General features: G+C 42.1%; 17 protein-coding genes. 13 read left to right on the top strand and 4 right to left on the bottom strand.

Going from position 1 to position 23687, the window contains the following annotated elements; all coding sequences use genetic code 11:
• Positions 1-429 precede the first annotated feature (429 nt).
• From BUB08_RS12785 to BUB08_RS12750, 7 genes are all read left to right on the top strand, one after another.
• Positions 430-1878 (top strand): sulfatase, encoded by a 1449-nt coding sequence (locus BUB08_RS12785; protein WP_073002249.1) that lies wholly within the window; start codon positions 430-432, stop codon positions 1876-1878.
• A 112-nt stretch (positions 1879-1990) separates the two neighbouring features.
• Positions 1991-3391 (top strand): sulfatase, encoded by a 1401-nt coding sequence (locus BUB08_RS12780; protein WP_217651612.1) that lies wholly within the window; start codon positions 1991-1993, stop codon positions 3389-3391.
• A gap of 600 nt (positions 3392-3991) precedes the next feature.
• Positions 3992-5527 (top strand): SUMF1/EgtB/PvdO family nonheme iron enzyme, encoded by a 1536-nt coding sequence (locus tag BUB08_RS12770; protein ID WP_073002246.1) that lies wholly within the window; start codon positions 3992-3994, stop codon positions 5525-5527.
• A 34-nt stretch (positions 5528-5561) separates the two neighbouring features.
• Positions 5562-6917 (top strand): Gfo/Idh/MocA family protein, encoded by a 1356-nt coding sequence (locus BUB08_RS12765; protein WP_073002245.1) that lies wholly within the window; start codon positions 5562-5564, stop codon positions 6915-6917.
• A gap of 231 nt (positions 6918-7148) precedes the next feature.
• The gene (asnS, locus tag BUB08_RS12760; RefSeq protein WP_073002244.1) at positions 7149-8585 is read left to right on the top strand and encodes an asparagine--tRNA ligase; all 1437 of its coding nucleotides are present in this window, start codon (positions 7149-7151) and stop codon (positions 8583-8585) included.
• A 60-nt stretch (positions 8586-8645) separates the two neighbouring features.
• Positions 8646-10103: an RNA polymerase factor sigma-54 gene (gene rpoN, locus BUB08_RS12755; protein WP_073002243.1), complete on the top strand. Its 1458-nt coding sequence runs from the start codon at positions 8646-8648 to the stop codon at positions 10101-10103.
• Position 10104: 1 nt separating this feature from the next.
• Complete coding sequence (locus BUB08_RS12750; protein ID WP_073002242.1) at positions 10105-10710, top strand: hypothetical protein; 606 nt, start codon at positions 10105-10107, stop codon at positions 10708-10710.
• A 1-nt stretch (position 10711) separates the two neighbouring features.
• On the opposite strand, the gene BUB08_RS12745 is transcribed toward BUB08_RS12750, so the two are convergent.
• Both BUB08_RS12745 and BUB08_RS12740 read right to left on the bottom strand, forming a co-directional pair.
• Positions 10712-11413, bottom strand: a complete 702-nt coding sequence (locus tag BUB08_RS12745) for a response regulator transcription factor (protein WP_073002241.1) — start codon at positions 11411-11413, stop codon at positions 10712-10714.
• Positions 11414-11499: 86 nt separating this feature from the next.
• Positions 11500-12540 carry a sensor histidine kinase gene (locus BUB08_RS12740; protein WP_073002240.1) on the bottom strand — a complete coding sequence of 347 codons (1041 nt, stop codon included), beginning with the start codon at positions 12538-12540 and terminating at the stop codon, positions 11500-11502.
• A 224-nt stretch (positions 12541-12764) separates the two neighbouring features.
• Between BUB08_RS12740 and BUB08_RS12735 the strand changes: the two genes are divergently transcribed.
• From BUB08_RS12735 to BUB08_RS12725, 3 genes are all read left to right on the top strand, one after another.
• A complete protein-coding gene (locus BUB08_RS12735) occupies positions 12765-15038 on the top strand; it encodes an inorganic phosphate transporter (RefSeq protein ID WP_073002239.1) in 2274 nt (757 codons plus the stop codon).
• Between the two features lie 314 nt (positions 15039-15352).
• A complete protein-coding gene (locus BUB08_RS12730; RefSeq protein WP_073002238.1) occupies positions 15353-16441 on the top strand; it encodes a phytase in 1089 nt (362 codons plus the stop codon).
• Between the two features lie 232 nt (positions 16442-16673).
• Entirely contained in the window at positions 16674-17516 is an 843-nt protein-coding gene (locus BUB08_RS12725; protein WP_073002295.1) for a UDP-2,3-diacylglucosamine diphosphatase, read from the top strand.
• A gap of 94 nt (positions 17517-17610) precedes the next feature.
• Here the strand turns inward: BUB08_RS12725 and BUB08_RS12720 are convergent, their stop codons facing one another.
• Complete coding sequence (locus BUB08_RS12720; RefSeq protein WP_073002237.1) at positions 17611-18921, bottom strand: hypothetical protein; 1311 nt, start codon at positions 18919-18921, stop codon at positions 17611-17613.
• A 10-nt stretch (positions 18922-18931) separates the two neighbouring features.
• Positions 18932-19927, bottom strand: coding sequence for a hypothetical protein (locus BUB08_RS12715; RefSeq protein WP_073002236.1), 996 nt, complete (start codon positions 19925-19927; stop codon positions 18932-18934).
• A 242-nt stretch (positions 19928-20169) separates the two neighbouring features.
• On the opposite strand from BUB08_RS12715, the gene BUB08_RS12710 reads away from it, so the two are divergent.
• From BUB08_RS12710 to BUB08_RS12700, 3 genes are all read left to right on the top strand, one after another.
• Positions 20170-20856, top strand: a complete 687-nt coding sequence (locus BUB08_RS12710) for a response regulator transcription factor (protein ID WP_073002235.1) — start codon at positions 20170-20172, stop codon at positions 20854-20856.
• 128 nt (positions 20857-20984) lie between these two features.
• Positions 20985-21809, top strand: a complete 825-nt coding sequence (locus BUB08_RS12705) for a hypothetical protein (protein WP_073002234.1) — start codon at positions 20985-20987, stop codon at positions 21807-21809.
• A gap of 14 nt (positions 21810-21823) precedes the next feature.
• Positions 21824-23590: a sensor histidine kinase gene (locus tag BUB08_RS12700; protein WP_083570754.1), complete on the top strand. Its 1767-nt coding sequence runs from the start codon at positions 21824-21826 to the stop codon at positions 23588-23590.
• The last annotated feature ends 97 nt before the right edge of the window (positions 23591-23687 follow it).

Raw genomic sequence — 23687 nt, 5'->3', positions numbered from 1 at the left:
AAATCAATGATTTACAAATTGCTAAGCATAGTATCTTTTCAATTTACTTTCGTCTTTCCAGAACACATACTGCCCATATTCGCGAATAATCCGGGGCTAATTGATTTGTTTGTCTATACTTATGAACTAAACTTTTACGGAAGCGGAGAATAGTTGTTAATCGAAAAAGAAAGCTCGAATTTACATTTTATTGAATTTGGCAGTTAGCTTTTATAAGCAGATTCGTATATTTAGTATCAAAAGGAGCTACTATACGAATGGTTGACGTCAGTTCATAATTAGGGCATCATTTCATATCAGTTGTAAGTGATGATAGAAAAGAAAGGGTGGCTGTTTTTAGGGTTGAATCTGTGTTGTTTGTAGCTTATACAATTTTTGAAATAGTTTTTTTACTGCAACTTATAAAACAATTAAACCTTATCAATACTAATGAACCGAATAATTTTGATTGCTTTTTTTTCAACCTTGTTTGTAGTAACAGGCAAGGCTCAAAAGCCCAATGTGCTTTTTATTGCAGTAGATGATCTGCGCCCTGAGCTAAATTGTTATGGCGCCGAGTATATGGTTACCCCAAATATCGACAGGTTGGCAAAGGAGGGTGTGCTATTTCATAGAGCCTACTGTCAGCAAGCTGTTTGTGCTCCTTCCCGAAACAGTATGATGACAGGCTTACGCCCGGATGCAATAGGCATTTATGATCTGCAAACTTTTTTTCGCACAAAAATACCTGATGTGGTAACCTTGGCTGAACACTTTAAAAATAACGGGTATCGAACGGAAACCACGGGGAAAATATTCCATACCGGCCATGGGAATAAGGATGATCGTAAATCCTGGTCGGTGCCTAAATGGGAACAGCGCGAGATTCTGAATAATATTCAAAAGATCACCAGAGGAGATACAGCTAATCTTCAAAGTGATTTTCCGTCAATAGATGGTCAGCGGCTGCCATATTATTGTTCTGATGAGCCGGAGGAAAACATGACTGACGCCGCGATTGCAAAGATTGCAACTGACCGTATAATGGAGCTGAAGGATAGTACATTTTTTTTGGCGGTAGGGTTTATAAAACCTCATTTGCCTTTCGTCTCGCCCCGAAAATACTGGGATTTATACGACGAATCCAAAATTAGTGTGCCGGCGAGAAAGTCGCCCGATGCAATGCCAGATATTTCATTGGCTACATTTGGAGAGCTCCGAAAATATCATGATATCCCGGCAACCGGTTATCTTGATGATGAAACCTCCCGCAAACTTATCCATGGTTATTATGCCGCTGTAAGCATGATTGATTCGCAAATAGGAAAATTGCTGGATGCTCTGGAAGAGAACGGGCTTGCCGAAAATACAATTATTGTTTTGTGGGGAGACCATGGCTGGAAGCTGGGCGAATACGGAAGCTGGTGTAAACATTCCAATATGGAGCTCGATACAAATGCCCCCTTAATTATTGCTGCTCCCGGAATGGCGAAAAACGTACAAACAAGGTCTCTGGCAGAGTTTATTGATGTTTATCCTACTTTGTGCGATCTGGCCGGATTAGAAAAACCACGGCATTTGGATGGACAGTCACTGGTTCCTGTGCTGAAAAACCCTGAGGTTGAAATTAAAGATGCTGCCATTAGTCAATATCCGAGGGGTAAAAGTCTTGGGTATGATCGAAAAATGGAGATCATGGGATATTCCATGCGTACAGAGAATTACCGTTTTACCCGCTGGCAAAAATATGAGAATCCCGAAGAAGTTGTGGCCATAGAATTGTACGACCACTCCGGCAGTAAAGTGGCGACAATGAACCTAGCCGGCAAATCGGAATATAAGCAAGAAGTAGAGAGGTTGAATAAAATGCTCACAAAAAAATTAAGCAATGCCAATTAGTATAAATCAAAGCAATGCCCGGGTAAGTTTTAAAAATTTAATCTTTCGGTTAATTGCGGTGAGTTGCTTGGTGGTACTTTTTTATGCCTGTGCGGAAAACAAAATGGAACAAGTGGACAAGCGTCTCAATGTGCTGATGATATGTATCGACGATCTTAACGATTGGGTGGGATGTATGAATGGCCATCCCAACGCCAAAACCCCGAATATTGATAAGCTTGCTGCGGCAGGGGCGCTGTTTACAAATGCCCATTGTCAGGCTCCTTTGTGCGGACCATCGCGCGCATCGGTAATGACAGGGTTGCGTCCATCAAGTACAGGTATTTACGGGATGATTGACGATGACAAAATAAAGCAGGACAATCCGGTTACAGCAGATGTCGTTTTTCTTCCCGAGTATTTTAAGAATAACGGCTACCACACTATGGGAATTGGTAAAATTTTTCATGGGCACGCACCAGCCAATATTTTAGACGAATCAGGCGGCAGAATTCCCGGATTCGGCCCTTCTCCACAAAATAAATTTGTATGGAATGGCAGAATAAATAAAGCCGGATATGGAAATACGAGTACCGATTGGGGAGCATTTCCGGAGTCAGATACACTTATGCCTGATTACCATTCGGCGCAATGGGCAATCGATAGGCTAAAGAAAGATTACCAACAGCCGTTTTTTCTTGCTGTAGGCTTTCTTCGCCCACATGTCCCGTGGTATGTTCCCCCAAAATGGTTTGATTTACATCCTTTAGCGGATATTGAAACTCCACCTTATCTGAAAGAAGATTTGGACGATTTGCCTGCCATTGCGCTCGAAATTGACGATATGCCCATGATGCCTACTACTGAATGGGCTATCAGAAGTGGCGAGTGGCCTAAAATGATACAAGCTTACCTGGCATGTATCTCTTTTGTCGATTTTTATATCGGTGAAATATTAAATGCTCTTGAAAACGGACCAAATGCTGAAAATACAGTAGTAGTGTTGTGGAGTGACCATGGTTACCGGATGGGAGAAAAAAACACGTTTGCCAAACATTGCTTGTGGGAGGAGGCAACCAATGCCCCTCTGATTTTTACCGGGCCGGGAGTGCAAAAAGGTACAGTTGTAAGCGCTCCGGTGGAAATGCTTTCGATTTATCCAACACTTCTTGAGCTTTGCGGGATGGAGTCTAATCCGCAAAACGAAGGTGCCAGCCTGATTCCTATGTTGGCCGGAAAAGCGGATGGTCTCCCTCCTTCATACGCAATTACGACCTATGGCTGGGAGAACCATTCTGTTCGATCGGAATACCTCAGGTATATTCGTTACAACGACGGCTCAGAGGAATTTTATGATCATCGCAACGATCCCAACGAATGGAACAACCTGGCAACCAAAGAAGGACAATTCCGGAAAGACATGGATGAATTAAAAGCTTTTTTGCCACAGAAGAAAGCGCCTTATGCCGTGCATTCATCATACAGTTTTAATCCGTATTTTATTGAAGATAAAAAGAAGCACTCAGAAAACTAATGCTCGATAAGCAGGTAGATTTGCCGGATTGGCTTTCCTGAAAATGCTCTGCTGTTTGCGTTGTTTCAGTAAAAGTCATTGTCCTGCAGCCCCATTCTTCGTCCTGCGCCACTTTTTGTATTCCCTGCGGGCTTTTTTCCCATCCTGCAGCGTTTTTGATGATTTCTGCTCCACTTTTACCCGCCCTGCGGCAATATTTTGTAATCCTGCGCCGCAGGGATGCCTGAAGTTTATGCAGGACGGGGTGAAAACAGGCAGGGTGTCCTATATGCCTGCAGGGCGCCTCAAAAGTATGCAGGGCGCAGATATTAGAATATGTTGCTCTGTTTTGAGCAATTTTCTCCAATTGCCGAAAACCTTCAATTCATTGGAATTGGTTTTACCAAAAAGTGGCGAACAAACTTTTTTTAGGTTTGATATAGGTGTAAACAGGAAAAAATTCGTCATTAAAATGATATGAGTGGATTATGTTCGGTACGAAAAAAGTTGATTGTTTCTAAATTAGCGCTGAAACAATAATTTAGTCTGCACTCCTTTGATAAATTATTATTTTTGGATTTTCGAATAAATCAATCTTCTTTTTTCTAACACCTTTTTAGAATGTTTAAAAAATTTGTCCATCACCTGAGAAAAAAATTGCTTCTGGTACTCTTTATTGGTTTTGTACTGGGACTGCTTGTCACCATCTATTCTAATAAAGCATTGGAATATACATCAACCAACGAATCGTGCGAAGTGTGCCATGTCCACCCGCATGTTTTTGATTCCTGGAAACTGTCCACTCATTATGATAATCCGGCCGGATTTCGTGTGGGGTGTGTCGACTGCCACCTGCCGCCAAAAGGACAGGGGTATCTGAAAGAAAAAATGATTGCCGCTGCCCGCGATGTTTACGGGCTGGTTTTTAAAGACAGCGCCGATTTCAATTGGGAACAGAAGTCAACACTGGAATATGCAAAACACCACGTTTTTAAAGAGTCGTGCCTGCATTGCCACCAGAATTTGTTTCCGCTGACCCTTAGTAAAGAAGGACAGGATGCGCACTTGTATTACAGCCAGAACGAAGAAGAATTGCGATGCATCAACTGCCACTTAAATGTAGGGCATTTTGATCCTAACGCTATTCATGCAGCCAATGTCGATTTTGGAATGGGCAGCGACGAAAACCTGGAAGTTTTTACCGAACCTGCTGCTGTTTCAGCCCACGAGAGTTTCACCGAAACAATTCCCAATACAACAATATCGTTTAATATGAAAGCCATTCCCGGAGGCTCTTTTAAAATAGGAAGTCCCGCGGATGAACAGATGCGCGATGCCGATGAAGGTCCGCAGAAAGAAGTAAAAATCAGCCCGTTTTTTATGGCAGAAATTGAGGTTACCTGGAAAGAATACCTTGCTTTTTACGAAAAAACTGCCGCAGAAGGGCGTTCAACCGATACTGAAGGCGCGCGCACCGAAGATGACGTAGATGCTATTTCCGGGCCTACACCTCCGTATGGTCAGCCCGACCAAAACTGGGGAATGGGAGTTCGCCCGGCAATTACCATGTCGTTTCATGCTGCCGAAACCTATTGCAAATGGTTGTCGAAAGTAACCGGTAAAACCTATCGCCTTCCTACCGAGGCTGAGTGGGAATACGCAGCTCGAGCAGGCTCAGAAACGCCTTACTTTTTCGAGGGCCAGCCTAAAGATTTTGGCGAAAAAGGTTTTATTGGAAGTCTTTTCGGAAAAGAAAGTGACATTATTAATCAATATGTTATTTACGAGAAAAACGGGATGGGAAGAACTCAGGAGCCAGACATGGTCGAAGCCAATCCGTTTGGCTTGAAAAACATGTTGGGAAATGCGTTGGAGTATTGTTCTGACTGGTATGCAGAAGATGCGTTTACCCAGCTTGCCGATGGGGCAGTTGACCCGAAGGGGCCTGCTACCGGAGAAGAACATGTGGTAAAAGGAGGTTCGTTCCGCAGTCCGGCGGGAGACGTAAGAAGCGCCTGGCGCGATTACACACGCACAGTAGACTGGCTGCGTACCGATCCGCAGATGCCCAAAAGCATTTGGTGGCTCTCCGATTGCAACTATATTGGGTTTAGAGTTATTTGTGAATTTGACGAAAATACAGGGAAAATTAACTAATTTAGAGTCCTAAATTCAACTAAAATCATCGATTATGAGTAGTAACAATTTTTCAAGACGGAAATTTTTATCCAGTGCAGCTGCAGTTGGAGCAGTGGGCGCCATGGGAGTAGGAACATTATCATCCTGTGCCGGAGGAGGAACAGCAGGTGATACCGGTATATACGATTTCAAAAAAAGAGAATATAAATTGCCTCCGATGCTCGATACAGCTCCTGACGGACAGGAACTGAAAGCAGGGATTATCGGGTGCGGAGGACGTGGTTCGGGTGCTGCCATTAACTTTTTGGATGCCGGCCCAAACCTTAAGATTGTTGCCCTGGGCGATGTTTTCCAGGATCGTGTTGACAGCCTCAAGGAAAAGCTGAAAAACGAAAAGAACATGGAAGTTCCTGACGAAAATTGTTTTGTCGGGTTCGATGCTTTCGAAAAAGTTCTTGACGCCGGCGTTGATATCGTTATTCTGGCAACTCCGCCAAAATTTAGGCCCGAACATTTCGAAGCCGCTGTAAAAGCCCGTAAACATGTGTTTATGGAAAAACCTGTTGCTGTTGATTCTGCCGGAATCCGTCAGGTTATTGCAGCAGCAAAAATGGCCGATTCCCAGGGATTGAAAGTTGTTACCGGAACACAGCGTCGTCACCAGCATAACTATGTTAACCTGTGGAAGGAAATTAACAACAATGCCATTGGCCAGATTGTATCGGCAAATGTTTACTGGAACGGAGGTAAGTTGTGGCACCGCGATAATAACCCGAGCTGGAGCGAAATGGAATGGATGATTCGCGACTGGGTGAACTGGTGCTGGCTTTCAGGTGATCATATTGTAGAGCAGCATGTTCATAATATTGATGTGGCAAGCTGGTTTATTGGCGAACATCCGGTTAAAGCAGTTGGGTTTGGTTCGCGCCAACGCAGGGTAACGGGTGATCAATACGATAATTTCAGTGTGGATTATGTTTATGAAGACGGCCGTCATGTACACAGCATGTGCCGCCAGATAAACAGTTGTGCCAACGGTGTTTACGAAATATTCCACGGAACAAAGGCAATTGCTACTACTGCCGGGGGTAAAAACCAGATTGTTGACGCTGCCGGAAATCAGTTGTTCGAAGCTCAGGGTTCTGAAACAAGCCCGTATGTACAGGAACACATTAACCTGGTTACCTGCATTCGCCAGAATATTCCGTTTAACGAAGCTGAACAAACAGCCGAGTCGAACCTGGTTGCCATAATGGGAAGGGTTTCTGCATACACCGGAAAAGAAGTTACTTTCGACGAAATGATGAACTCAGATATGAAACTCGGTCCGACAACCTACATTATGGGCGACATTGGTTATATGGAAAAAGCCACTGTTCCGGTTCCGGGAACGCTTGAAAGAAGCTAATCTGAAAATCCTTTTGGACGATTTAATATATTGATTTCAAGTAAATCAAACTACAAATCAATCAACTAGGCATAAGCCATTCGCGTACTAACGAATGGCTTTTTCTATTTTACTATTTCTTCAGATATCGAAAAATTCAACACGTACGGGACTAAAAGTCATCATAAAGATTTACTTTTGTACCCTTTAGCTTATTTAGTGTTACAGCAGATTAAACAAAGCAGTAGAGTAATGAAAAGATTAAAAATAAAAGAAGTTCTGACGAACGGAAAAACGGAAACCCAAACGCTTGTAAAAGGATGGGTAAGAACAAAACGCGGAAGTAAAAACGTGAATTTCATTGCCCTGAACGACGGGTCGACCATACACAATTTACAAGTGGTTGCCGATGTTGCTAAGTTTGACGAACAGTTGCTTCACGAAATCAACACAGGAGCATCCCTGGCAGTAGAAGGAACCTTATCTAAATCTCAGGGATCAGGCCAGAATGTTGAGCTGTTAGCTGAAAAAATTGAGCTGCTGGGGAAAGCCGATCCCGATAAATATCCCATTCAGCCGAAAAAGCATACACTGGAATTTTTGCGTGAAAATGCACATTTGCGTTTTCGTACAAACACTTTTGGTGCGGTTTTCCGCATTCGCCATGCCATGGCTTTTGCCATTCATAAATACTTTAACAAAAAAGGGTTTTATTACCTGCATACTCCCATTATTACAGCAAGCGATGCTGAGGGCGCCGGGCAAATGTTCCGCGTTTCTACGCTCGATGCCGTGAATCCTCCACTTACCGAAGAAGGTAAACCGGATTTTAGCAAAGATTTTTTTGGGAGGCCAACCAACTTAACGGTTTCCGGGCAGCTGGAAGGCGAACTGGGTGCTTTGGCGCTGGGCGAAATCTATACATTCGGTCCAACATTCCGTGCCGAAAATTCAAATACAACACGGCACCTTGCCGAGTTTTGGATGATTGAGCCCGAAATGGCTTTTTATGATCTGAAGGACAACATGGATTTGGCCGAAGAGTTTCTTAAATATCTCATCAGTTACGCACTGGAATACTGTAGCGACGATCTTTACTTTTTGGCAGACCGGCTGAAACAGGAAGAAAAAGGTAAACCGCAGGACCAGCGCTCAATGGATTTGGTGGAAAAACTTCAGTTTGTACTTAACAGCAGTTTTGTCCGGCTTACTTATACCGAGGCCATTGATATTCTGAAAAATTCGAAACCGTTCAAAAAGAATAAATTTCAGTTTCCGGTTGACTGGGGAATTGACCTGCAAAGCGAACACGAACGCTACCTGGTAGAAAAACATTTTAAATGCCCTGTAATATTAACCGATTACCCGCGCGATATAAAGGCATTTTACATGAAACAGAACGACGACGGCAAAACCGTTCGCGCAATGGATGTTTTGTTTCCGCAAATTGGCGAAATTATTGGTGGCTCGCAGCGTGAAGAATCGCTCGAAAAACTGGAAACCCGCATGAAGGAGATGAATGTTCCTGCCGAAGAAATGTGGTGGTACCTGGATACCAGAAGGTTTGGCAGCGTGGTTCACAGTGGTTTCGGATTAGGTTTTGAACGTTTTATTCTGTTTGTTACCGGAATGGGCAATATCCGCGACGTGATTGCTTTCCCGCGCACGCCCAAAAATGCAGAATTCTAGTACGCCGCGTTTGAACTCCATAGAAAAAAGTAGTAAATTTACGGAGTTTAAATCAGGGAAATGGAGCAGAGATTAACATTACAACAGAAACTGCTTCAAAAGCTGTCGCCTCAACAAATACAGGTGATTAAGCTTTTGGAAATCCCTACTATTCAGCTCGAACAACGCATAAAAAAAGAACTGGAAGAAAATCCGGTGTTGGAACTCGAATCGGATAGTCCTGAGGAAATTGAGGAACCGGATAACAGCGATCAGGAGCAGGAATCGGACATCGATAACGACGAGTTTTCGTTTGACGATTACCTGAACGATGATGACGAAATTCCAACGTACAAAACCACAACAAACAACTACTCGAAAGACGATAAATACATCGATATTCCTTTTTCGGTGGGTATGACTTTCCACGAAAGCCTTTACGACCAACTGGGTATGATTACTCTTTCGGAAGAAGATCGGCAACTGGCCGAGTACATTATCGGAAACATTGATGATGACGGCTATTTAAGACGTGACCTCATTTCTATCAGCGACGATTTGGCGTTCAATCTGAATCTGGATGTGCCAGAGGAGAAGCTGGAAGAGATTCTGAAAATTATTCAACAGTTCGACCCCGCAGGTGTGGGAGCACGCGACTTAAAGGAGTGCTTGCTTTTACAGCTCAGCCGAAAAGGCAACGGGAATCATAAGCTGGCAAAATCGATTGTTTTAGACTTTTTTGAGGAATTTACCAGGAAACATTACGAGAAAATAAAGAAAAAGCTGGAGCTTTCTGATGAGGAGCTGAAAGACGGGATTGAACAGATTCTGAAACTGAATCCCAAGCCGGGCAGTTCATACAGCAATCCGTTGAATAAGGCTAACCAGCATATCATTCCCGATTTTATACTTGACAATATCGATGGGGAGCTGAATCTCTCTTTAAACCAGCAGAATGTTCCGGATTTGAAAATTAACGACACTTACCTGGAAATGCTGCATGCGATGGTGAAAGAGACCAAAAGTAAAAACAAGAACCAGAAAGATGCAATGGTTTTTGTGAAACAAAAGGTCGATTCAGCCAAATGGTTTATCGACGCCATCAGGCAGCGGAACCAGACGCTGCTGCTGACCATGTCTGAAATTATCAATTTTCAGAAAGAGTATTTTAAGGAAGGCGACGAAACCAAAATGCGCCCCATGATTTTGAAAGATATCGCAGAAAAAACCAATCTTGATATTTCCACTATTTCGAGGGTTTCTAACAGTAAATACATCCAGACTCATTTTGGTATTTTTCCGTTGAAATATTTCTTTTCTGAAGGGATGCAGAAAGATGACGGCGAAGAAGTTTCAACCCGAGAAATCAAAAAAATATTGCAGGATTGTATTGATAATGAGGATAAATTGAAGCCGTTAACCGACGAGAAACTGACTAATATTCTCAAAGAAAAATCGTATAACATTGCCCGCCGGACTGTGGCAAAATACCGCGAGCAACTTGGTATTCCGGTAGCCCGCCTGAGAAAGAAACTTTAGCATGGCAAAAAAAATCGCTCAGATAATTTCCGTGATTTTCCATCCGGTATTTATACCGACTTTGGGATTTCTGCTTTTCTTCAATTCCAATTTTTACTTTTCGTTTATCACTTGGGAAGCCAAGCGTTTTGTGTTGCTGGTGGTTCTGTTTTCTACGGGCATTTTACCGCTTTTAATGATGGCTTTGCTCGCATTAAACCCGAAATTCAAATTGTCCTTCGAAACCGGTAGCCAGCGTGCATTGCCCCTGATAATTTCATCGGTATCTTATTACGCGGGGTATTTTTTATTAAACAGGATTAACGCTTATCCGGTATTTAAATTATTGCTGGTTGCCTCGGTTCTAATTATTGTGTTGTTGCTTATTCTTTCGCTTAAATGGAAAATAAGCGGGCACATGGCTGCAATTGGCGGATTAACGGGCGCTCTGCTGGCACTCTCTTTCCGTACCGGAATTAATCCGGTTTGGGCAATTGTGACGGTAATTGTTGTTTCGGGGCTGGTTGCCACTTCACGCCTTATTCTCGAAAAGAACAGGCTTTGGCATTTGGAAGCCGGCTATGCGCTCGGCTTCGTAACTCTTTATCTTGTGGTCTATTTCGTCTGACCTATTCTACAAATTTATACCCGATACCTTTCAGGGTTTTAATGTGTTCGTTGCCAATTTTTTCGCGCAGTTTGCGAATATGTACATCAATGGTACGGTCACCAACAACCACATTTTCTCCCCATACTGTGGAATAAATTTCTTCGCGGGTAAATACTTTCCCTGGTTTTGAAACCAGTAACGAAAGCAACTCAAACTCTTTGCGGGGCAAAACCATTTCTTTGTCGCCCATGCGGATGAGGTAGCGTTCTTTATCAATAACAAGGTTACCGATTGAAACCGTGCTGGCATCGTCAGAATAGGCAACAGGGCTGGCTGCTTCTCCGGTGCGCTTAAGCAAAGCTTTTACGCGGCTGATTAATACTTTTGGTCGAACAGGCTTGGTGATGTAATCGTCGGCACCCGCTTCAAAACCTGCAATTTGAGAATAGTCTTCGCCACGTGCTGTCAGAAATGCAATTACCGTGTTGTTCAACGACGGGATTTTGCGAATCTCTTCGCAGGCTGCAATTCCATCCATTTCGGGCATCATCACATCAAGGATAATAAGGTGAGGCTGGTTTTTTTCGGCCTCTTTAATTGCTTCAACTCCATTTTGTGCTGTAAAAACAGTGTATCCTTCTTTCTCTAAATTATAGCTGATGAATTCAAGAATATCGATTTCGTCATCAACCAGCAAAATTTTGAATTTATTGTCGCTCATCGGTATTAAATGTTATAATTGACAAAGGTATAAGTTATTTCTTTCTGACCACTTCACAAAGAAGAAATCACACAAAGGTATCTCTATTATTTTGCTTTTTCAAGGGTGAAGTTAAATGTGGTCCCCTGGTCGAGCACGCTTCTGACGTTAATAGACTGGTTGTGTGCTTCGATAATGTGTTTTACAATGGAAAGTCCAAGCCCGGTTCCGCCTTGCTCACGCGACCGCGATTTGTCTACCCGGTAAAAACGTTCGAATACGCGGGGCAGGTTTTTCTTCTCGATTCCAATTCCGTTGTCAGATATTTCAACCATAATATTGTCGTCCAAATCGTGAAACGAAATATGAACAAAGCCACCCTTCTTTCCGTATTTAATGGCATTTACCACAAGGTTTGTCATCACTTCCAGAATACGGTTTCGGTCTGCTCTTACAAAAATTGGTTTTACGGGCGGAGTTACTATTTCGAGCGAAATATCTCTTTCCTGAGCCTGCCATTGTTCCATCTCAAACACGTCTTTTGCGGTTTTTACAATGTCGAACTTCACAGGGTTCAGCATCAGTTCTCCCGATTCGAGTTTGTTGATGGATTCCAGATCTTCCACGATGGATATCATTCGGTCGATGCTTTTTTCTGTACGTTTCAGGTAAAGCATGTTAATTTTTGGATCCTCAAGTCCTCCTTCAATTAAAGTAAGAATGTACCCCTGTATATTGAAAATAGGAGTTTTCAGCTCGTGAGAAACATTTCCCACAAACTCTTTGCGGTACCGTTCCAGTTCCTTCAACCTTTCAATTTCTTTCATCTGGGCTTTGGCCCACTCTTCTACTTCAAACTTTACATTGGAAAGGAGGTTAGTGGAGTCGGATGATTTTTCTTCCAGCTTTTTACCGCTTAGAGGCAGGTCTTTTATTGTTTTATAAACCGGTCGTATTTTGTCGGAAATGTATCTGTTTATGATGTAATTCACGTAAAAGAATGAAAACAGGAAAAAGACCGCGGCGAAACCAATAACTACAACAATTCCCGGTGAAAACCGGCAAGCAAAAAAAAGTATAAGAACTACAAGTACTGTGAGTAGCACAGAAATATAAAGGGTCAGTTGCCGCGAAGAATAAGTTTTCATATTTACCTGTTTTGAGATTCAAAATTAAAAAATAAGCCAACAGCAAGGCTTACTATTTTAATTATCTAATAATTAGGCTGCAAGTTGATTCATTTTTCGACGAACCCGGCAGCCCGGCTTAAGCGTTAATAAAAATTTGATGGATAGTTAATATTTTTTTAATATTTTAGTCAGTGATAAGAACTTAATTCAACTTTATATTTGCCTGCCCTAAAAATTAGATAATGGAAAATATATACCTTATCATTGTTGTTGTCCTCTTCGCACTCGCTATTTCTGATTTGGTTGTTGGAGTTAGTAACGACGCAGTGAATTTTCTGAACTCGGCTTTTGGTTCGAAAGCAGCTCCCAAATGGCTTATTTTTCTAATGGCCGGACTAGGTGTACTTATTGGAGCAACATTTTCAAGCGGTATGATGGAGGTTGCCAGAAAAGGGATTTTCCATCCGGAGATGTTTGTTTTTTCCGAAATCATAGTCATTTTTCTGGCAGTTATGATTACCGATGTTATTCTGCTGGATATGTTTAATACCTTCGGAATGCCAACGTCAACAACGGTTTCTATTGTGTTTGAGCTGCTTGGGTCGGCCGTGGCTGTTTCCATTGTAAAAATACAACAAATAGGAGGCTCTCTCGGAGAGTTGTCTAATTACATTAACTCCGAAAAGGCGCTGGCCATTATTACGGGGATTTTGCTTTCGGTGCTTATTGCATTCACTATTGGTGCTATTGTGCAATACATTACGCGGCTTATTTTTACATTCAACTACCATAAAAACATGAAATATTTTGGTTCTGTATTTGGCGGTTTTGCCGTAACAGCAATCACTTATTTCATTTTAATTAAAGGAATTTCTGGTTCTGCCTTTGCCGAAATTGAAGTGTTAAACGGGCAGAAACTGGGAGAGTGGGTAGCCACACATACCGGTAAATTATTGATCTACAGTTTTGTGGTGTGGGTGATTTTTATCCAGCTATTAAAGTGGCTGTTCAACATTAAAATACTTAAAATTACGGTTCTTATCGGGACGTTTGCCCTTGCAATGGCTTTTGCAGGTAACGACCTGGTTAACTTCATTGGTGTGCCGCTGGCCGGGTATAACTCGTTTAAAGCGTGGATGGCGGCAGGAGCAACTGCCCCGGATGCTTTTTCGATGGAGATGCTGGCAGGGAAAGTCGGTACGCCAACATACATGTTGCTTATTTCGGGGTTGGTCATGATTTCCACCCTGATTTTCTCGAAGAAAGCACAGTCTGTGGTAAATACTTCGCTGGATTTATCGAGGCAGAACGAAGGAAATGAGCGGTTTAATTCCAATATGGTGGCGAGGGTTATTGTGAGAAGCTCAACCAGCTTTCAGAAAAATCTGAAAAAGATTGTTCCTGCATCGTTAACCGATAAAATACAGAGTCGGTTCGAACCTGTTGAGGCAGCTTCCGTAAATCCCGATGCTCCGTCATTTGACAAAATACGGGCTTCGGTAAATCTTTTGGTGGCAAGTATTCTTATTGCAATTGGTACATCGTATAAACTTCCTTTATCTACCACTTACGTAACTTTTATGGTTGCTATGGGAACTTCGCTGTCTGACCGGGCGTGGGGCCGCGACAGTGCCGTTTATCGCATCTCCGGTGTGTTTACCGTTATCGGCGGATGGTTTTTAACTGCGATTATTGCATTTACAGTGGCAGCAATTGTGGCATGGATTATCTCTGTTGGAGGTATGATAATGATTGTGGTTTTTGTTGGAATTGCTGTAACCATGGTTGTTCGTACGCATATTCTTTTCAAAAAAAGAAGTGCAAAAGACGCGATTGAAGAAGATGATACCATTACCGAAAAAGACGAAACGGAAAAGGTAATGGAAAAATGCAGGAAACAGGTGGTGAAATATGTTAACACGGCCAACCAGGTTTATTCCGATAGTATTGGCAGTTTTCTGAGCGAGGACCGATCAAAACTGAAAGAGTCGCTGAGCCTGAAAGACACGTTGAATAAAAAATCGAAAAAACAAAAAAATAAGGTGTTGAGCACAATCTCTAAAATTGAGGAGGATGTGGATTCCGGACACTTTTACGTGCAGATAGTTGACTACCAGAGAGAGTTGGCGCATTCGCTTAACTTTCTGGTAAATCCGCTTTACGAACATGTTAATAACAATCACAAGCCATTTGTACAATCACAAATCGACGAGTTCAGTAAATTGGTAATGGAGATAAGCAAGTTTTTCGACTTTGCCGTGAACCTGGTGAAAGAAGATAAATTTGAATGTACGAATGATTTGATAAAGCAACGGGATGAAATTCTGGTTCTGCTTGAAGGAATGGAAATCACCCAGATAAAACGTATTAAAGCACGGGAAATTAACACCAGAAATTCAGTACTTTTCTTCAACACCATTTCAGAAACAAAAAATATGTTGTTGCATGCGATTAACCTGATAAAAGCGCATCGCGATTTTATTATGGTTACGCAGGAAGCAAGCAAGCTGAAATAGTTTTAACGTCTCTTTTGCAAAAAAAAACGGAGAACAAGTAACTCCATTCGGGTTATAATTGTGTGGAATATTCTGACGGTTGTGTTTTTCGGGAAATGCCAAAGGGAGTGTTTTAATAAGTTCTTGTAGAATTAAATGCTTTTATGAAATAGTAACGAGAGGCCTGCTTTTGCTTAAAGCAAGGCTTCCGGTCTGTTTTTTCTGATAACCTTGAAGTATGAAGTGAGCATGAGCCTGGAACTTACGCCAGGTGAGATGATTAAAATCTCATGCAAATTCAATCTGATGTCATAAAAAATTGAAATTTTAACCCGATGAAAATTAGTGTAAAACACCCGTTTTTTATTGTTCTGCTTTTTGTTTCTGTTATATACGCTTGCAACCGGCCCAGCGAAGGTTCGCGCATTGCGGGAAAACATATCAAAAATGCAGTTGCTGCAAAATTTGAAACTACGCCTGTGCCTCAAAACAAAAATGAGGATGCCGCTGACGACCCTGCCGTTTGGATTGATTCTGAAAATCCGGAGAAGTCGGTAATCATCGGTACCGATAAAAAGGGTGGTTTGGCCACATACAATTTGTCGGGCGAACAATTGAATTACTATCCTGCCGGAAAGATGAACAATTGCGATTTGCGGTACGGTTTTACATTAAACGGAGAGAAACTAGACATTCTGGCTGCCAGCAATCGTTCTTCCCATTCCATTTCTTTATTCCGCGTTCGAGAAAACGGGGTGCTCGATTCTATTCATGCGCGCACAATCGTTTCAGAAATGAAGGATGAAGTGTACGGACTTTGCATGTACAAAAGTGCAGTAACCGGGAAGTTTTTTGTTTTTATGAACAGCAAAGATGGCGAAGTGGAACAATGGGAACTGTTCGATAACAATGGGAAAGCAGATGCCATTCTGGTCAGGGCTTTTAGCGTAAACACGCAAACCGAAGGCATGGTTGCCGACGATGAAACCGGTCTGTTTTATCTGGGAAAAGAGGTGGCAGGTATTTGGAAATTTAATGCTGAACCAACAGGTTCTGACGAGGGCGTTTTTATCGCTAACAGCTCCGAAGAGAATACGAACATAAAATACGACATTGAAGGGCTTGCCATTTACGATTCGGGCAACGGCAACGGTTACCTGGTTGCTTCGTCGCAGGGAAATTACTCGTATGCTGTTTTCGAGCGGCAGGGCAGCAATAAATACCTTGGCAGCTTCAGAATTGCCGATGGTGAAGTTGACGGTGTGGAGGAAACGGATGGGATTGAAGTTGTAAGCACACCGCTTCCCGGCTTTCCTAAAGGGCTTTTTATCGCTCAGGATGGTTACAACTACGATGGCCGCAAGAAACGAAGTCAGAATTTCAAACTGGTTTCCTGGGAAGAAATTGAGGTGTTTTTCAAATAAACACCGTTTGAGTACCGTCTTTCTTTAAACAACAACATACCAGACAACCAATGTTGTTGACCGCCGGGTTTTGTCTACACATTCCTGACCCGCCTTCTGCTTGTTGATAAACGGCTATCAAACAGTGATGTTAGGCAGTCTTTTCCTTTTCCTATTTTATTCAAAGCGTAATAAAATTGCAACAGTTCATTCATTTCATATTCAGAAATTTGTGCAACTGAATTTTAGCATCATGGAAGGAAGAGAATTGGATGTTGCTGTTATTTCCGACTTGCACCTGGCAACGTATGCCAGTAAACCCAAAAAGGTATTAAAGTACCTGAAATCCATTTGTCCTAAAGATCTTGTATTGAATGGCGATATCATAGATTCGTGGCGTTTCAGCCGGAATTATTTTCCCAAGAACCATTTGAAAGTGGTTCGGCAAATCATAAAAATGATGGAAAAAGGCGTTCGGGTTCATTATATTACAGGAAATCATGATGAGTTTTTGAGGAAGTTTGCACCAAGTAAATTTGGTAATTTAGAGATTGTGAACCAGCTGGTTCTGGAAATGGACGGATTAAAAACACTGATTTTCCACGGCGATATTTTCGATTCTTCAATTCACCGGACAAAGTGGCTTGCCAAAGTTGGTGCGGCAGCCAAAGGGTTTTTGTCCCTGTTCAATAAACTTTTGAATCCGGTTTTTCAGCTTTTTGGAAAAGATGAAGTCATTCTGTACAAGAATATAAAACACCGTTTAATCAGAGATGAATTTAACCTCTCAGCAACTGAAGCAAAAATTCTGAAAGCTTCTGCCATTCAGGGATACGATACAGTGATTTGCGGGCACACTCATGTTCCTAAAGATAAAGAGGCGGAGATCGAAGGAAAACCAATTCGCTACATTAATTGTGGCGACTGGGTGGAGCATTTTACCGCAGCCGAATATGCAGACGGAAGGTGGAGTCTTTTTTCTCAAAGCGAGGAAGAAAAAGATGAAGAGCAGCAGTCTGATGAGTTGGAAATACCCGAAGGACGCCAGCTTTATCAGAAAATTGTTCGGGAGTTTGCATTTGCCAATTTAATTTAAACAGCAATTTTTCATAGATTTTTAGTTATTCACGTAGAAAAGAGCTCGCTCCGGCGGGCTGTTTTTTTTGTATTATTTTGTGGTGTAAGCCGGCTTATTCAGCAAGCAGCGTCCACCCTTCAATCCAGTTGTTTTCGCCGAAAGCACCTTTGAAATCTACCTGCTGAAACCAGGAGTCGGGGTATTCGCTCAGGTGGCCGGTTATTTTGGGGTCTGGCACAAAGTTGCCTGATTCGATGTCGATTCCCGGATCTCTGAATTCATTTTTTCCGGCACTGAAATATGCGGCCCACTCATTTTCCATCTCCGGGCTAAAAATTCCGGAGAGCTTAAAAATCGGACTTTCTCCTCCTGTCGGAACATTGTAGAAAAGATTGTTTTTAATTTCGAGCTTGCCGTTTTTCCACTGGCTGAAACTATCGTTGTCACCGTTGGTTGTTTGGAGCAGAATTCCTTTCGAATCGTTTATTAATATTGAGTTGGCAATTATTCCACCGGCAAACCGGTCGAATAACGCCAGTGCGCCGTTTCCTGTTTGTCCGTTTCCAACAAGCGTGGCGTTGTAGATTTTGGGCAGCGAATGCGGAAATCCGATAACGGGCGCTGTTCCGCCTCCCGCCTCAATCAGGTTATCTCCTGTATAGTTGTTTTCAACACCAAGCCAAAATTGTCCGTTTCCGTTCCAGCCCAGGTCGTAATCGAAAGAGTCGTCGCCACAGCCGGAAATCACCATATGCCGCAGGTTTACAGTTCCGCCAAAAATTTCAACGCCGTCATCTTCATTGGAAATAATCTCCACAAAATCGATCTCGGTTTTACGTCCAACCCCGCCAAGGGTTAACCCGTTAATTTCGTTTCCGGCACCAATGTTGGTTCCACCGTGCCGGATCGAAACATAACGCAAAACTCCTGAATTGTCGTCTTCGTCAACTCCTCCGTAGTATCCCCGGGTTTCGAAATAGGGAATTCCTTCAACCTGCGCTTCGCCTGAACTTAGGTTAACAGGTGCATTTCCCAGAATAATAAGTCCTCCCCATAAACCGCGTGCGCTTTTTTCGACGGACCCCAGCAAATCGTCGCTTTCCGAAGTAAAAATAATGGGTTCTTCTTTGGTCCCCCGGGCGATAATTTTCCCGCCGCGGGCTACCACCAGGGCACTTGCATTTTCTGCCTGGCCGCTGCGAAATCGCACCACTGTGCCCGGTTCAATAGTAAGGGTCTGCCCGTCGTTTACAAATACGAATCCTTCTAAAATATATTCATTTTGCTTGGTCCAGGTAACGGTTCCGGTTCCGCTTCCGTCATCTCGAAAAGTTCCTGTGTTTCCTTCAACAAAATAATCGCTTTTACGGCATCCCGCAAAAAATATGAATAAGAGTAAAACTGTAAGTGTTATGCGACTCATGGTTGTTCTTTTACATTTTTACTTCCAGGTCAAAAAATATGAAACCGCCACCTTCCATGTTGGCTGCCCACGGGTACCAGTCGTGGTAATTCAGTGCCATGGTTATTTTTTTTAAGGGCCTGAACTGGATTCCTGCAACAATTGCCGTTCCGTCGTTTGAGAGGTGCCACGGCAGTGTTTCGCCTTCCAGAATATTTGATTCTACTTTATCGTACCGGGCAAATAACTGGTATTTTTCGTTCAGGTTATATTTCCCGTAAAAAGATAATGCCAGTATGTTGTAATCAGCCTTCCAGCCGTTGTTTTGTCGGTAAACGACTTCCCCTGCCAGGTTCCATTTCGAACGAAAATCGTACGAAGTAAAAAACAGCAGCGTGCTTTCCGAAATTTTTTTCGGCATGATGTCGTAAACGATTCGGGAAGTGAAGTTTCGTGGTATTTTAAATGTCGATCCCACACTGTATTTAAACACATCGTCCATTTGCAGGCTGCTGTATCCTTCTCCGTTCATTATCGTTAAATCGGCATCTAACAGCTCGTTAAATTTGTAGTAGAAATTAACTCCCAGGTCGGCCGAAGCCCCCAGCCGGTGTTCGTCTGCAATTGTTTTCATCAGGTAACGGCGTTCCCATATCTTTTCCTGTAATTTATACTGTGTTGTACTAATGAGTCCGAATTCAATTTTTAGCTGGTTTTGGGTGTATCGCAGGTATGCGTTTTTGAAGTAGGCGTACCTTCTTATTTTCGATACGGGCGATAAATCGTCGGGACTGCCCACATCAACATTTATTTTTGCGTAGAAATCGGGGCTGAAATTGTATTCGTAGCCAATGTATCCACGCACCAATTCAAATGCTCCTTCGTCTACTGCGCTTCCTGTTATGCCGCGATGAAAATTGGCATAAATGGTAGCAAACGGCTTTCCCGTCGGGACAAATTCACCTTCCTGCGCAAACAGCAACTGCGGAAGAAAAAAGAAGAATAAGGACAGTTCTTTTAATTTCATGTTCCAAAAATAATCAGGGCTTAGTACAAATATATATTAATAACAATTAATTTTTCTGTAACTGAATTGTAACAACTTTGTTTTATTTATACCATTTTACCGGTGAAAATGAGATGCAAATACCCAAAAAAAGAGCTGACGTCCTTCAAGATAAAACAAAATGACGTTGTATTAACAGTTTCTTAATAATCAGGTGTAAAAAAATTTACATTAACTTTAACAGAACAAGAACAAAAAGGAATATGGAAGAGAGTCAAAAAATTTTGATTGTTGACGATGAAAAAGACCTGTGCGAAATATTACAGTTTAACCTGGAGAGTGAAGGTTTTTCTATTGATATTGCACACTCCGGAGAAGAAGCCCTGGACAAGCCGATTGAGGATTTCGATTTAATTTTGCTTGACATAATGATGGGAGGAATTTCGGGGTTTAAAACAGCCAACATTATTCGTAAAGACAGGGGTTTTCAGGTACCCATTATTTTTCTGACGGCAAAAGGTGAAGAAAACGACGTGTTGACCGGATTTAACGTGGGTGCCGATGATTATATTTCAAAACCGTTCTCCATAAAAGAAGTGGTTGCCCGCATTAAAGCCATTCTGAAGAGAGGGAAGAAAAAAGCCGATGAAAAAACCAATATTGTTTATAAAGAGCTAATTGTAAACCAGAAACAGAAAGAAATTTTTCTGGATGGACAAAATATAAGCCTCACACGCAAAGAGTTTGAAATATTGCTGTTACTGATGAAAAACATGGATCAATACATCAGTCGTGATGAAATTTTGAAACGAATTTGGGACGATGACGTAATTGTAACTGAGCGCAATGTTGATGTAAATATTGCCCGGCTGCGAAAAAAAATAGGGGCTTACGCTACCAACATTAAAGGAAAGTCGGGGTATGGCTACTGCTTTAAAGACAAAAATTGAAAAACGGTTGCTGCCACATGAACTCACGTTCGTTTTGGAACCGGCAAATAAAAACTGATTCAGACTTAATCAACAGATAAAAGATGGAAAGTTTTTGCGTTAATATTTCAGTCATTAATTCAATTCCCATGACTTTTATTTTTACTTTTTGGTTGGCATCAACAGGCTTCAGGTTTTTAATTTTTTTGTTGTTGCCTGCTGCCGTATTTTTAACGCTGCACTTTCGCCAACACTATAAGAAAAAAGAGTTGGCGGTTGTTAGCGGCGAACAGATTCCCGCCGGAAATGAACATGCGGCTGAACTCATGAAAAAAAGCAAGGAGCAGTTAATTGATTCGTTGCAAAAAACCAATGCCATTTATTCCCTCGGGATGTCGGGTTTTTTGAATGAAGATTTAATCAGCCTCCGGGATGCCGAAAACCTCAAAAAAATACTGAGCAAAAAGCTGGATAAAAACAAAGTTTATAGTCCGGAGTCGGTAATCGATTCGGACTCAAAATCGGGGCACTACTACATTCAGTTAAAAGATTACCAGATGAGAATGGCGGGTTCGCTTACGCTGTTTCTCGACCCTTTGTACGAACATTTGAGCAACACCCACAGGCCGTTTGTCAAGTCGCAGGCAGAGGAGCTGAACAATCTTATTGTAGATATTAACCTGTTTTTAAGCCACACCGTTCATTTTATTAAGCACGATGATTTTGGGCAGACTGAGCGTTTAGTCCAGTTTTGCGAAAACCTGAACAAAGGCCTTGAAAGCATGGGGATTTCGCAGATCAAAAGAATTAAAACGAAACTGGTAAATAACCGGAATTCTACTTTATTTCTGAATACGTTAACCGAAACCAAAAACATGCTTAGTTACACGTTGAGCCTGATAAAAACTTACCGTAAACTTGCAACGGTTTTGCAAAAGGCGCCGTTGGAAAAGCAACCAATTTATTCATTATAATACTTTAGCAACACGTGATACGCAAATCTTTCAGGGGCGAAATATTTTTCTATTTCATAATTGTATTTATCCTTTTTACCGTAGCAATTCTGACATTTCAGTACCATCGCGAAAAAGAATACCGCACATCTCAACTCGAAAATACACTCGATAATATTGCAGAGATAACACATCGGTTTGTAAATCGTTATGATTTAATTGAGAACAACGAAGTTGGGCGGATTGCAGAGTTGCAGGAGCTGCTGCCGCAACCCAACATTCGTATTACGTTGATTTCGAAACAGGGCAAAGTGTTTTTCGACAGTTTTGTGGAAGAATACACCGAGATGGAAAATCATTTGCTGCGGCCCGAAATACAGAAATCGGCCCAGAACGGTGCTGGTTCCAATATTAGGCACTCAGAAACTACCAACCAGGAATATTATTACTACGCCCGAAATTTTCCCGACTATTTTGTGCGCACGGCGGTTGTTTACGATATTCAAATAAAAAACTTTCTGAAAGCGGAGCAGGCTTTTATCTTTTTCATTTCAGCTGTTTTTGCGGCAATCGGAATTATGCTCTACTTTTTTACTTCGAGGCTGGCCGATGCCATTACCAAACTAAAAGATTTTGCCGTGAGAGCAGGGCGAAATGAACTGGTGGAGCCCGGGACGCCATTTCCCGACAACGAACTGGGAATTATCGGCGGCCAGATAATTGGTATTTACAATAAGCTGAAAAAAACCAAAGACGAGCTTTCCAACGAAAAAGAAAAACTGTTTAATCACCTCAATGCGCTGAACGAAGGAATTGCTTTTTTCTCGCCGACGAAAAGGCAGTCTCTTTCAAACAGCCATTTTATACAGTACATTAATATTATTTCGAATAAGAATATTCAGTCCACAGCATCCATTTTCAGAATGGAAGAGTTTCGGAAGCTCAATAAATTTCTTCGAAAAAACAGAAAAAGGGCAGCCGTTTTCACTCCCGAAAAGCTCCCAAAACTAACCTTTACTATTTCGGCAGGAGAGAAATATTTTAAAGTGCAAAGCATTATTTTTCCGGATGGCAGTTTCGAAGTAATGCTTATTGATATTACCCGCCTTGAAAAGAGGAGGCTGATGAAGCAGCAACTTACGTCGAACATTGCCCATGAGTTGAAAACACCACTTGCGTCCATAAAAGGGTACCTCGAAACCATACTGAACAACTGGCCCATTCCGGAAGAAAAGCAAAAGTATTTTCTGGAGAAAGCATTTTTGCAGTCGGAGCGCCTTACCGGCTTAATTAACGATGTTTCGTTACTTACAAATATTGAAGACGCCGGCGATCTTTTTCGGTTTGAATACACCAATGTGCATTCGATTGTTAACGAAGTGTATGAGAATTTTGCCAACCGGATAAATCAAAAGAAAATTGTGTTTGTCAATGATGTTCCGAAGGAAGTTGTTATTTGGGGAAACGAATCGTTGTTGCATTCCATTTTTCAAAATTTTATTGAAAACTCAATTAATTACGGAGGCGAAGGAATAGCGATTGAAATAAAAATGTACCACGAGGACGACATTTTTTGCTATTTCTCCTATTCCGACACAGGAAACGGAATTCCGGACGAGCACCTGCCACGGATTTTCGAGCGTTTTTATCGTGTTGACCACGGGCGGACGCGGGAAGCCGGCGGAACCGGACTTGGCCTGGCTATTGTTAAAAACGCCGTTCAGTTGCACAAAGGAGAGATTTCTGTAAAGAACCGTCCGACAGGAGGGATCGAATTTTTGTTTTCCCTGGCAAAAAAATAGGCATTCTCTTCACATTCTCTTAAGAAATAAGGTTCACATAAAACCGCATTTTAGTGCGTCGGAAGTTGCAAAACCTTTCGGAAACCTGCATTCTACA

The organism is Mariniphaga anaerophila (assembly GCF_900129025.1).
Lineage (GTDB): Bacteria > Bacteroidota > Bacteroidia > Bacteroidales > Prolixibacteraceae > Mariniphaga > Mariniphaga anaerophila.
Note: the sequence above shows the minus strand (reverse complement) of the source record. Positions and strands in the feature narration are given on the sequence as shown.